Annotated in this window: 11 protein-coding genes; 8 read left to right on the top strand and 3 right to left on the bottom strand. The window is 56.3% G+C overall.

What is annotated here, in order from left to right; genetic code table 11:
• Window positions 1-53: 53 nt before the first annotated feature.
• The 3 genes from EKN83_RS21085 to queF all read right to left on the bottom strand — a co-directional run bounded on the left by EKN83_RS21085 (window position 54) and on the right by queF (window position 4187).
• On the bottom strand, window positions 54-1349 hold the full coding sequence (locus EKN83_RS21085) for an HAAAP family serine/threonine permease (RefSeq protein ID WP_025757044.1): 1296 nt from the start codon (window positions 1347-1349) through the stop codon (window positions 54-56).
• A 514-nt stretch (window positions 1350-1863) separates the two neighbouring features.
• Complete coding sequence (gene ppnN, locus EKN83_RS21080) at window positions 1864-3228, bottom strand: nucleotide 5'-monophosphate nucleosidase PpnN (RefSeq protein WP_025757045.1); 1365 nt, start codon at window positions 3226-3228, stop codon at window positions 1864-1866.
• A gap of 116 nt (window positions 3229-3344) precedes the next feature.
• Complete coding sequence (queF, locus tag EKN83_RS21075; protein ID WP_126801640.1) at window positions 3345-4187, bottom strand: NADPH-dependent 7-cyano-7-deazaguanine reductase QueF; 843 nt, start codon at window positions 4185-4187, stop codon at window positions 3345-3347.
• A 69-nt stretch (window positions 4188-4256) separates the two neighbouring features.
• Between queF and syd the strand changes: the two genes are divergently transcribed.
• The 8 genes from syd (at window position 4257) to EKN83_RS21030 (ending at window position 12610) form a co-directional block, all read left to right on the top strand.
• Window positions 4257-4802, top strand: coding sequence for a SecY-interacting protein (syd, locus tag EKN83_RS21070; RefSeq protein ID WP_126801639.1), 546 nt, complete (start codon window positions 4257-4259; stop codon window positions 4800-4802).
• Between the two features lie 630 nt (window positions 4803-5432).
• Window positions 5433-5762, top strand: coding sequence for a YqcC family protein (locus tag EKN83_RS21065; RefSeq protein ID WP_025757048.1), 330 nt, complete (start codon window positions 5433-5435; stop codon window positions 5760-5762).
• Window positions 5759-6535 (top strand): tRNA pseudouridine(65) synthase TruC, encoded by a 777-nt coding sequence (truC, locus tag EKN83_RS21060; RefSeq protein WP_126801638.1) that lies wholly within the window; start codon window positions 5759-5761, stop codon window positions 6533-6535. The genes EKN83_RS21065 and truC overlap by 4 nt, the downstream gene beginning before the upstream one ends.
• Window positions 6536-6559: 24 nt before the next feature.
• Window positions 6560-7009, top strand: a complete 450-nt coding sequence (locus EKN83_RS21055) for a flavodoxin (RefSeq protein ID WP_025757050.1) — start codon at window positions 6560-6562, stop codon at window positions 7007-7009.
• A 335-nt stretch (window positions 7010-7344) separates the two neighbouring features.
• Complete coding sequence (locus tag EKN83_RS21045; protein ID WP_126801637.1) at window positions 7345-8700, top strand: MFS transporter; 1356 nt, start codon at window positions 7345-7347, stop codon at window positions 8698-8700.
• Entirely contained in the window at window positions 8700-10040 is a 1341-nt protein-coding gene (locus EKN83_RS21040; RefSeq protein WP_126801636.1) for an enolase C-terminal domain-like protein, read from the top strand. Before EKN83_RS21045 ends, EKN83_RS21040 begins: the two co-directional genes overlap by 1 nt.
• A gap of 15 nt (window positions 10041-10055) precedes the next feature.
• Window positions 10056-11393, top strand: a complete 1338-nt coding sequence (gene gudD, locus EKN83_RS21035; RefSeq protein WP_025757053.1) for a glucarate dehydratase — start codon at window positions 10056-10058, stop codon at window positions 11391-11393.
• A gap of 77 nt (window positions 11394-11470) precedes the next feature.
• Window positions 11471-12610 (top strand): glycerate kinase, encoded by a 1140-nt coding sequence (locus tag EKN83_RS21030; protein WP_095449223.1) that lies wholly within the window; start codon window positions 11471-11473, stop codon window positions 12608-12610.
• Window positions 12611-12643 lie beyond the last annotated feature (33 nt).

The following is a 12643-nucleotide window of genomic DNA, read 5'->3' as shown; positions in this document are numbered from 1 at the left end:
GCTTTCAGTCAGAGAGGAAGGAGTGCGCCGTCCAGGGACGGCGCGGGTGATAATCAGAACATGGTGTACAGGGAGTAGAAGATCGCAGAGATAGCGATAAGCCCCATGATAACCACAAAGACGTTGCTCACATGACCGCTGTATTTACGCATAGCAGGGACTTTCTGAATCGCGTACATCGGCATCAGGAACAGAATCATCGCGATAACCGGGCCGCCCAGGGTTTCAATCATGCCCAGGATACTTGGGTTCAGGGTGGCAACAGCCCAGGTGGTCACCAGCATGAACAGCGCAGTGATTTTGTTCAGCTTGCTGATTTCAATGCTCTTACCTTTACCGCGCAGAGATTTAATCACCATACCGTTGAAGCCTTCACGTGCGCCCAGGTAGTGGCCGAGGAAGGATTTGGTGATGGCGATCATCGCGATGATCGGAGCCATCCACGCAATCAGCGGTGCGTTAAAGTGGTTTGCCAGGTAAGACAGAATAGAGATGTTCTGCTCTTTCGCTGCCGCCAGATCCGCCGGGGAGAGGCTCAGTACGCAGCTGAATACGAAGAACATAACGGTCAGCACCATCATGATGTGAGCGCGTGCCAGAATGCTGGAGCACTTCTTCTCAGCACCATTACCGTACTCTTCACGTTTCGCCACAGCGAAAGAAGAGATGATTGGAGAGTGGTTGAAGGAGAAGACCATTACCGGGATTGCCAGCCACAGGGTCATCAGCAGACCGTTACCGGTTGCAGATGCGCTGCTCAGGGACAGGGTTTCCAGCGCGGCACCGTTCCACTGTGGGATCAGGTAGCAGGCCAGTAACATCAGCGCAGCCACAAACGGGAACACCAGCACGCTCATCGCTTTAACAATCATCTGCTCACCAAAGCGCACAATGGTCATCATGCCCACAATCAGGATCAGAGACAGAATCGCACGTGGTGGTGGCGTCATGTGCAGCTGGTGCGTCATGAAGCTTTCAACGGTGTTGGTGATCGCTACGCTGTAGACCAGCAGGATAGGGTAAATCGCGAAGAAGTAGAGCAGGGTAATCAGTTTACCTGCACCCACGCCGAAATGTTCTTCAACCACTTCAGTGATGTCTTCACCCGGATTTTTACCGGACAGCACGAAGCGGGTCAGTCCGCGGTGTGCGAAGAAGGTCATCGGGAAAGCAATGATTGCCATAATGATCAGCGGGATCAGACCGCCGACGCCTGCGTTGATAGGAAGGAACAGTACACCAGCGCCGATTGCTGTGCCGTAAAGGCCAAGCATCCACATGGTATCCGTTTTGCGCCAACCACTTCGGGATTCAATCGAAGCAACGGTGCTGGTTTGAGTGGTTTCCATCTGTATCTCCTGGAGGAAGCGAATTGTCAGGTTTTTAGTCAAATCCGATGAAAAAGTGCCTGACGGTAATATGAAATTCGTTCAGTGACGGTTTTTTAATAATTTTCACCCGTAACTATTGGCGGGCGGAAAGATACATTCTAGTTATGAATCTATCAGTGATCCTGATCCCAAATGCAATAATCCACTTATGATGTGGGCATCTTTAGACCATTTATCTGTTAAAAAAACATCAAAGAGAATTTACGGGCGCGAAGGCTACCACCAACGACATGTGGGCTGAAAGACCGACCCGTGATATAGGTGTCTTTAGCTGTAAAGAAACAGGTTTTTAGGATTTTCTGGCAGGTAATTTGGATTAAGGCTGATAATTTACGGTCGCAAAAACGAAGTAATCGTTTGCGTATGTGAAAACTTTGTAAATCACATAAGGGATATATATGAATTGCTTTGGTAATAAAAAAGCCGGGATACGCGACAGGGCGACCCGGCTTTGGTGAGACGCTGCTAAGCGTTATGTGCAGATTTCGTAGCAAGGAATGTAGGCAGAGCCCGGCAGCTTCATGCGGTGTTGCGCAACAAAGCCCTGCAGCATGTCGTCCATGCGGCGCATCATTTCCGGATCGCCGTGGATCTTGTACGGACCATGCTGCTCGATAGCGCGAATACCTACCTCTTTAACGTTACCCGCCACAATGCCGGAGAAGGCACGACGCAGGTCGGCCGCCAGCACTTCCACCGGCTGATCCGGATACAGTTTCAGGTTTGCCATATTCTCATGCGTTGGCTCGAACGGGATCTGCAGGTCCGGCGCAATGCGGATTGACCAGTTAAAGCTGTAGGCATCCCCGGTATCACGGCGGTTTTCTTTCACCAGCGGCATCGCTTTTTTCATCTGACGCGCCACTTCCGCGGCATCATCAATGATGATGCGATAGTGGCGGCGCGCGGTTTCGCCCAGCGTATGCACGATAAACTCGTCCAGCACGCGGAAGTAGTCGGCGCTCTCTTTTGGCCCGGTCAGGATCAGCGGTAGCACCTGATCTTTGTTAGCCGGGTTCATCAGGATCCCCAGCAGATAGAGCAGCTCTTCCGCCGTTCCTACGCCGCCCGGGAAGATGATAATGCCATGGGCGATACGGACAAACGCCTCAAGACGTTTCTCGATATCCGGCATGATAATCAGCTCGTTAACCAGTGGGTTAGGTGGTTCAGCGGCGATGATTGACGGCTCGGTCATGCCGATAAAGCGTCCCTCTTTGTAACGCTGCTGAGCATGCCCCACCGCGGCACCTTTCATTGGCGCCTCCATGGCGCCCGGGCCGCAACCGGTACAGATATTCAGCTCACGCAGGCCGAGTTGTGTTCCCACCCGACGGGCGTAGAGATATTCGGTTTCGTTAATGGAGTGGCCGCCCCAGCAGACGACCATATTGGGTGCTTCGCCAACGTGCAGGGCACGGGCGTTGCGCAAAATGGAGAACACCAGGTTGGTGATATGGACTGAGCTTTCCAGGTCGAGATGCTGGAAGCGGCCGGCGTTGTGGATCTGCCCGTTAACAAACAGGATGTCGCGCAGCACGGCAAACAGGTTAGCCTGAAGTGAACGAATGATACGTCCGTCGACGAAGGCCTCTTCCGGTGGATTGATGACTTCAAGCTTCACGCCACGCTCGCGTCGCAGCACGTTGATATCAAAGCTTTCGAAGCGGGACAGCAGTTCTTTACTGTTATCTGTCAGGCTTCCGGAGTTCAGTACGGCAAGTGAACAGTTACGAAACAGTTGATAAAGATCGCTGCTGGCCGTGCGTTTAAGCATGTCCACTTCCAGCTGCGACAACATATCCATTGAGCCAAGTGGGCTAATATGTGTAATCAAGTGAGCTCCTTACGGGACGATTATCGTCTTTCCCTGTTGATTACAATAGCCCTGGCGCGTGACGTTTCACAACCTAAAGCGCGGAACAAACCGCGCATATTGTGAAAATAGTTATCTTACTGACGTACCAGCCGGCCCGTCGCAGGCACAAAATCGGTATTGGTCCGCCACGGGTTAATGTCCAGACCGCCACGGCGGGTGTAGCGCGCATATACGCTCAGTTTTTCTGGCTGGCAGAAACGCTGGATGTCGCTGAAGATGCGCTCCACGCACTGCTCGTGGAATTCGTTGTGATGGCGGAACGACACCAGATAGCGCAGCAGCTTTTCCCGGTCGATTTTCGGGCCGCGGTACTGGATCTGCACTGAGCCCCAGTCAGGCTGGTGGGTAATCAGGCAGTTGGATTTCAGCAGATGGCTGACCAGCGTCTCGTCGACCACCTTTCCGCTTGCCGCGTTTTCGAGGTAGTCGGCGCTGAATTCATAGTTCTCCACCTCGATGTCCTGATCGTCGATGCAGGTCCCGTTGAAGTGGGCAATCGGCTGCCCTTCCAGCTCGTGCAGGCGATACAGTGAAACGCTTACCTTGCCCTGCGCACAGGCGCTTAAATCACGTTCCAGCGTATGCTGAACGTCGTCCCAGCTGTTGAATCTGGTCTGGTTTAAGCTGTTGAGATAGAGCTTGAAGCTTTTGGATTCCACCAGATTCTGGCTGGCGTAATCCAGCTCAACGTGGCCCACCGCCACCTGCGGTAGCCCACGGGCGTTGAGCCACGAGAGTTCGTACAGCGTCCAGATATCCCCGCCGACAAACGGCAGCGCGTCCGCATGCAGACCCAGCGGATCGCGATTCAGGCTGCGCGGTACGCCCTGCAGCAGGCTGGCATCATAGGTATCGCGGTAGTCGGTCGATTTACCCAGCGTTAAGCCGGTTAACGCCTGATGATTTTCGTAAGACATGTTTCATAGCCACTTTACAGGTACACTTATGCCCTGAGTTTATCCTGTCTGACAAGAAGAGAGAAATCGGTGGACATCGAAACTGCAAATGCCCTGACTACCTTCACAACCCGCTATTGCGATGCCTGGCATGAAAAGCACGGTACATGGCCGCAAAGTGCTGATTTATATGGTGTACCCTCACCCTGCATTATCTCTTCGCCCGACGATTACGTGATCTGGCAGCCGAAGCCCAATACCGGTGAGCAAAATGTAAATGCGGTTGAACGGGCAATGGACATTGTGGTAAAACCAGCGGTTCATGCGTTTTATGCCACGCAGTTTGCAGGGGATATGCCTGCGCGCTTTGCGGACATGACGCTGACGCTGTTGCAGACCTGGAGCGAAGACGATCTGCAGCGTGTTCAGGAAAACCTGATTGGTCATCTGGTCACGCAAAAACGCCTTAAGCTTTCTCCGACGCTCTTTATCGCCACACTCGACAGCGAACTGGATGTTATCTCCGTCTGTAACCTGTCCGGAGAAGTGATTAAAGAGACCATCGGCACCCGCAATCGCGAGACTCTCGCCCCCTCTCTTGCGGATTTCCTCACCCGACTTGAGCCGCTTCTGTAATCCATGATGCTACACCGCGTGTGAGAGATCTCTTACAAGGTTTGTGAGAGATCGCTGGATCATTCAGTATTGCCTTATTCAATTAAGATTAATATCACACTGTATTTCAACGAATTACTGGATCATCGCTACGGATTTGGCGGTTTCTTACGGCTTACCCCCCTGACAGGGTGGGTTGTAAGACGAAGCGGAATAGCGGATTCTATCTCCGTCGACAGGACGCCGACACAAGAGACGAACATCAGGATGATGACGTTTCTTACACAGGACACGTCAGGATGGCGCTGCAGGAAGGCTTCAGGATGAAGCAAGTGGATAACGCAGGAAGCGTAAGGGACACCTCCAGGAAGGAGAACGAGAACCGGTCAGGATGGTCGGTGGGTCAGGAAGGCCAGGACGTTTCAGGATGAAACAGACACGTCAGGAAGATGTGTGCAGGATGCATGGGTTTACGGATGACCAGGCCTTCGGGCTTCAGGAAAAGTTGTCACGGATGAGCAGGGAGCACGAATTGTAGCTGGAATGCTGCGAAACGAACCGGGAGCACTGTTTTTACAGTGCTCCCTTTTTTTATTTCTGCCTTCCGCAATGCTATGCTGCGCGCCGTTCACTTTTTCAGTTGAGGTTACTATGACGCATTACGATAGCGTTCGTGCTCAGTTGCACGCCATCGAAGCCCTTTTGCGCCAACATCAGCTGTGGCAGGAGACCGCGCCGCAGCCAGAAGCGTTCGCGAGCACCCAGCCCTTCTGCCTGGATACGCTGGCACCGTTCGAGTGGCTCCAGTGGGTTTTACTTCCGCGAATGCACGCGTTGCTTGAGGGCGGACACCCGTTGCCGCAGGCGTTTGCTGTTTCTCCCTATTATGAAATGGCGCTGGAGGCGACGCACCCTGCGCGCGACGTGATGCTGGTCGAACTGGAAAAACTGGATGCCCTGTTTGCCGGTGAAGATGCATGACGCTTGAGATCCTCTATCAGGATGAATGGCTGGTGGCAGTGAATAAACCGTCAGGCTGGCTGGTGCACCGAAGCTGGCTGGATCGGGACGAGAAAGTGGTGGTGATGCAAACCGTGCGCGACCAGATTGGTCAGCATGTGTTTACTGCCCATCGTCTCGACAGGCCGACCTCCGGCGTGCTGCTGATGGGGCTTTCCAGCGAAGCAGGGCGTCTGCTGGCGCAGCAGTTCGAACAGCACCAGATCCAGAAACGCTACCACGCCATCGTCCGTGGCTGGCTGACTGACTCCGCCACCCTGGACTATCCGCTGGTGGAGGAACTGGACAAAATCGCCGATAAATTTGCCCGCGAGGATAAGGGCCCGCAGCCTGCCGTGACGGATTATCGCGGTATGGCGACCACCGACATGCCGGTCGCCACCAGCAAATTTCCCTCCACGCGTTACAGCCTGGTGGAGCTTTTGCCAAAAACCGGGCGTAAACACCAGCTTCGCCGACACCTGAAGCATCTGCGTCATCCGATTATTGGTGACAGCAAACACGGTGATTTGCGCCAGAACCGCAGCGCGGCCGAACATTTTGGCTGCAACCGTTTGATGTTACACGCCAGCGAGCTCAGCCTGACGCACCCGTTTACCGGCGAACCGCTGACTATCCGCGCGGGGCTGGATGACGTCTGGATGCAGGCGCTGTCACAGTTTGGCTGGCTGGGACAACTCCCCGAAAATGAAAGGGTTGAGTTTGTATCAGGCAACGTTCAGGATGAACAATAAGCGTATTCAAAAAGGGAAAATATCATGGCTGAAGTAGGCATTTTTGTCGGCACAATGTACGGCAACTCGCTGCTGGTCGCGGAAGAGGCTGAGGCGATTCTGGCAGGCAAGGGCCATAAAGCCACGGTCTATGAAGACCCGGCGCTGGCGGACTGGGAAAAGTATAAAGATAAATACATTCTGGTGGTGACCTCCACCACCGGGCAGGGTGATCTGCCGGACAGCATCGTGCCGCTGTTCCAGGGCATTAAAGAGCAGCTTGGCTATCAGCCTGACGTTCACTACGGCATCATTGCCCTCGGCGACAGCTCGTACGCCAACTTCTGCGGCGGCGGCAAGCAGTTCGATGCGCTCCTCCAGGAGCAGAGCGCCCAGCGCGTTGGCGAGATGCTGATGATTGACGCGGGCGAACACCCAGAACCCGAGAGTGAATCAAACCCGTGGGTGGAAAACTGGGCCTCACTTCTCAAATAACACTCTGCCCGGCGGCGCTTCGCTTGCGCGGGCCTACGGTTTTTCCTGGCCGGGTCAGGCGTAGCCGCCACCCGGCATTACACCCCGCACCAAACGCCATTTCCGTGAACCACCTTCCACTCCTCTGGGCTTATGCCCTAAACAACCTCCCTCACACCCTTTAATACTGTGTTTTTGCACGGTGAGAGAACGTGTCACTCCTTCATATACTTTTCCGGTCACGATAAAACGGCTGCAGGCCGTACCAAAACGACAAAACATAAATCTCATTCTGATTACCCTACCGGTGCTGTACAGAATGAACCTGGCGAAAGCTATGTTTCAGGAGTGCAACAATGAGTACATTAAGCCACGCAGCGAGCCGCGCTGAAAAGCGCACCAATGCCCGCTACTGGATAGTGGTGATGCTGTTTATCGTCACATCCTTTAACTATGGTGACCGCGCCACGCTGTCGATTGCCGGCTCGGAAATGGCGAAAGACATCGGCCTTGATCCCGTGGGCATGGGTTACGTTTTCTCTGCGTTCTCATGGGCCTACGTCATCGGGCAGATTCCTGGCGGCTGGCTGCTGGACCGTTTTGGCTCGAAACGGGTCTATTTCTGGTCCATCTTCATCTGGTCTGCCTTCACCCTGTTACAGGGCTTCGTCGATGTGTTCAGCGGCTTTGGCATCATCGTCGCGCTCTTCACGCTGCGCTTCCTGGTGGGCTTAGCGGAAGCCCCTTCGTTCCCGGGCAACAGCCGCATTGTGGCCGCCTGGTTCCCGGCGCAGGAGAGGGGAACGGCGGTGGCGATTTTTAACTCCGCACAGTACTTCGCCACGGTGATCTTTGCCCCCATTATGGGCTGGCTGACGCATGAGGTGGGCTGGTCGCACGTGTTCTTCTTTATGGGCGGACTGGGGATCATCATCAGCTTTGTCTGGCTGAAAGTGATCCACGAACCCAGCCAGCACCCTGGCGTGAATAAAAAAGAGCTGGAGTACATCGCAGAAGGTGGCGCGCTGATCAATATGGATCAAAAATCGGCGACGGCAAAAGTCCCGTTCAGCCAGAAATGGGCGCAGATCAAACAGCTCGTTGGCTCCAGGATGATGATCGGGATATATCTGGGTCAGTACTGCATTAACGCCTTAACCTACTTCTTCATCACCTGGTTCCCGGTGTACCTGGTGCAGGCCCGCGGCATGTCGATTCTGAAGGCGGGATTTGTTGCCTCGGTCCCGGCAATCTGCGGCTTCGTGGGGGGCGTGCTCGGCGGGGTGATCTCCGACTGGCTGATGCGTCGCACCGGGTCACTGAACATCGCGCGTAAAACGCCGATTGTGCTCGGTATGCTGCTCTCCATGACCATGGTGTTCTGTAACTACGTGAATGCGGAATGGATGATTATCGGCTTTATGGCGATGGCCTTCTTCGGCAAAGGCATCGGCGCGCTCGGCTGGGCAGTGATGGCGGATACGGCACCGAAGGAGATCAGCGGCCTGAGCGGCGGTCTGTTCAATATGTTCGGCAATATCTCCGGGATTGTTACGCCAATCGCCATCGGTTACATCGTCGGCACGACCGGATCTTTCAACGGTGCGCTGATTTATGTGGGGGTGCATGCGCTGGTCGCGGTGCTGAGCTATCTGGTGCTGGTGGGTGATATCAAACGCGTCGAGCTTAAACCTGTTGAGGAGCGTGGCTGATGACAACGCAATCGAGCCCAACCGTCACGGAGATGAAGGTTATCCCTGTGGCTGGCCAGGACAGCATGCTGCTCAATATTGGCGGCGCCCATAACGCCTGGTTTACCCGCAATATCGTGGTGCTGAAAGACAGCGCAGGGCATACCGGCATGGGTGAAGCCCCTGGCGGTGAGGTCATTTACCAGACGCTGGTTGATGCCATCCCGCAGGTGGTGGGCCAGCAGGTAGGCCGTCTGAATAAGGTGGTTCAGCGGGTGCATAAGGGCAATCAGTCGGCAGACTTTGACACGTTCGGGAAAGGCGCCTGGACGTTCGAACTGCGCGTCAATGCGGTCGCCGCACTGGAGGCCGCCCTGCTCGACCTGCTGGGCCAGGCGCTGAATGTCCCGGTTTGCGAGCTGCTGGGGCCGGGTAAACAGCGGGATGCGGTGACGGTGCTGGGCTATCTGTTCTACGTGGGCGATCGTAATAAAACCGATCTCCCTTATCTGGCGCGATCCACGGGTGACCACGACTGGTATCACCTGCGCCACCAGGAGGCGCTCTCCAGCGCAGCGGTGGTTCGTCTGGCCGAGGCCGCACAGGATCGCTACGGCTTTAAGGATTTCAAACTGAAGGGCGGTGTGCTACCCGGCGAGCAGGAGATTGAAACGGCACGGGCGTTGAAAAAGCGCTTTCCGGAGGCACGCATTACCGTTGACCCGAACGGCGCATGGCTGCTGGAGGAAGCGATTAGCCTGTGCAAAGGGCTGCAGGATGTTCTGACCTATGCGGAAGATCCTTGTGGCGCGGAGCAGGGCTTCTCGGGCCGTGAAGTGATGGCCGAGTTTCGTCGTGCCACCGGGCTGCCGGTGGCGACCAATATGATCGCCACCAACTGGCGTGAAATGAGGCATGCGGTGATGCTGAACGCCGTCGACATCCCGCTGGCAGACCCCCACTTCTGGACGCTTTCGGGCGCGGTGCGCGTGGCGCAGCTGTGCGATGAGTGGGGCCTGACCTGGGGCTGTCACTCGAACAACCACTTCGATATTTCGCTGGCGATGTTTACCCACGTTGGCGCGGCGGCGCCGGGTAACCCGACCGCCATCGACACTCACTGGATTTGGCAGGAGGGAGAAGCCCGCCTGACGAAAAATCCGCTGGAAATCAAACAGGGCAAGATTGCCGTACCGGATGCGCCGGGCCTGGGCGTGGAGCCTGACTGGGATCAGATCCACAAAGCCCATGAGGCGTATAAAAAATTGCCGGGCGGCGCGCGTAACGACGCGGGCCCAATGCAGTACCTTATTCCCGGCTGGACATTTGACCGTAAGCGCCCTGTTTTCGGACGTCACTGATAAAAGGATTGAACGATGAGTACTTTTTCTACCCCTGTCGTCACCGCCATGCAGATCGTACCGGTTGCGGGCCATGACAGCATGTTGATGAACCTGAGCGGCGCACATGCGCCATTCTTTACCCGCAATATTGTGATTATCAAAGACAATGCCGGCCACACCGGCGTGGGGGAAATTCCGGGCGGGGAGAAGATCCGCAAAACGCTGGAAGAGGCCATCCCGCTGGTGGTGGGCAAAACGCTGGGTGAGTACAAAAATGTTCTCAATACCGTGCGTAACACCTTTGCCGACCGCGATGCCGGTGGTCGTGGTCTGCAGACGTTCGATCTGCGCACCACCATTCACGTGGTAACCGGCATTGAAGCCGCGATGCTGGATCTGCTGGGCCAGCATCTGGGGGTTAACGTTGCCTCGCTGTTGGGCGAGGGTCAGCAGCGCAGCGAAGTGGAAATGCTGGGCTATCTGTTCTTTGTCGGCGACCGCAAGCTGACGCCTCTGCCCTATCAGAGCCAGCCGGATGACAAATGCGACTGGTACCGGCTCCGCCACGACGAGGCGATGACCCCGGACGCGGTGGTGCGTCTGGCGGAAGCCGCGTACGAAAAATATGGCTTCAACGATTTCAAACTGAAGGGCGGCGTGCTGGCCGGAGAGGAAGAGGCGCAAGCCATCACCGCGCTGGCAAAACGTTTCCCGCAGGCGCGCGTGACGCTGGATCCGAATGGTGCCTGGTCGCTTAATGAAGCGATCGCCATCGGCAAGCAGCTGAAGGGCGTGCTGGCCTATGCGGAGGATCCGTGCGGGGCTGAACAGGGTTTCTCTGGCCGGGAAGTGATGGCCGAGTTCCGTCGTGCCACGGGACTGCCGACCGCGACCAACATGATTGCCACCGACTGGCGTCAGATGGGACACACCCTGTCACTGCAGTCTGTCGACATTCCACTGGCGGACCCGCACTTCTGGACAATGCAGGGGTCGGTTCGCGTGGCGCAGATGTGCCATGAGTTTGGCCTGACCTGGGGCTCGCACTCCAACAATCACTTCGATGTGTCGCTGGCGATGTTCACCCACGTTGCCGCCGCCGCGCCGGGCACGATCACCGCTATCGATACGCACTGGATCTGGCAGGAAGGGAATCAGCGCCTGACCAAAGCGCCGTTTGAGATCAAAGGTGGCATGGTGCAGGTACCTTCCACGCCGGGGTTAGGCGTTGAGCTGGATATGGACCAGGTCATGAAGGCCCACGAGCTGTATCAGAAACACGGTCTGGGCGCCCGCGACGACGCGATGGCGATGCAGTACCTGATCCCTGACTGGGCATTCGACAATAAACGTCCGTGCATGGTACGATAAACGCAATGGGACCGCTCCCATTAGCGGTTCTTTACGTGGTGTATGCTTAACGTAACGACTATGCGTAAGGATGGCTTATGAAAATTGTTATCGCACCGGACTCGTATAAGGAAAGTTTAAGTGCGCTCGAGGTCGCGACAGCGATAGAGCGTGGTTTCCGCGAGATCTTTCCCGAGGCGGTTTACGTCAAGCTGCCGGTTGCGGACGGTGGCGAAGGCACGGTTGAGGCGATGATCGCGGCAACGCAGGGGCGAATGGTGCATGTTCCGGTGACCGGTCCCCTGGGCGAGCGGGTGGAAGGGTTTTACGGGATCTCCGGTGACGAGCAGAGCGCCTTTATTGAAATGGCGGCGGCAAGCGGTCTGGAGCTGGTTGCGCCTGCGCAGCGCGATCCGCTGAAAACGACCTCCTGGGGCACGGGGGAACTTATCCGCCACGCTCTGGATGCAGGCGTTAAGCATATCATCATCGGGATCGGGGGAAGCGCGACCAACGACGGCGGAGCCGGAATGGTGCAGGCGCTGGGCGCGAAACTGCTGGATGCCAGTGGAGAGTCCCTTGGCCTGGGCGGGCGCGAGCTGGGAAAACTCGCGCGAATCGATCTGAGTGGTCTGGATCAACGTCTGGCGGAGTGCCGGATTGAGGTCGCCTGCGACGTCACCAATCCCCTGACCGGAAAGGAGGGGGCGTCAGCCATATTTGGTCCGCAAAAGGGGGCCACACCCGAAATGATCGTCACCCTGGACAACGCGCTTGCTCAGTATGCGCGAGTCATTGCCCGGGATCTGGATATCGACGTGCTGAACCTGGCAGGTGGTGGCGCGGCGGGGGGCATGGGGGCCGCGCTGTACGCCTTTTGCGGCGCGCAGTTGCGCCAGGGTATTGAGATTGTGACCGACGCGCTACATCTGGCCGAGCAGGTGGCCGATGCGGATCTGGTGATCACGGGGGAAGGGCGTATTGACAGCCAGACGATCCACGGCAAAGTCCCGGTGGGCGTGGCGAAAGTGGCGAAACGCTTTAACAAACCCGTCATCGGCATCGCAGGGAGCCTGACGGCGGACGTTGGCGTGGTACACGATCACGGCATTGATGCGGTGTTCAGCGTGATCTACACCATCTGCTCGCTGGAAGACGCGCTGGAAAATGCCAGCGAGAACGTCAGGATGGCGGCAAGGAATATCGCGGCGGTGCTGAAAGTGGGGCAGGGGATGTAGTTTCCCCCCTCACCCTAACCCTCTCCCCTGTAC

Origin of the sequence: Enterobacter sp. WCHEn090032 (assembly GCF_003986875.1) — a bacterium.
GTDB classification, from domain to species: Bacteria; Pseudomonadota; Gammaproteobacteria; order Enterobacterales; family Enterobacteriaceae; genus Enterobacter; species Enterobacter sichuanensis.
Note: the sequence above shows the minus strand (reverse complement) of the source record. Positions and strands in the feature narration are given on the sequence as shown.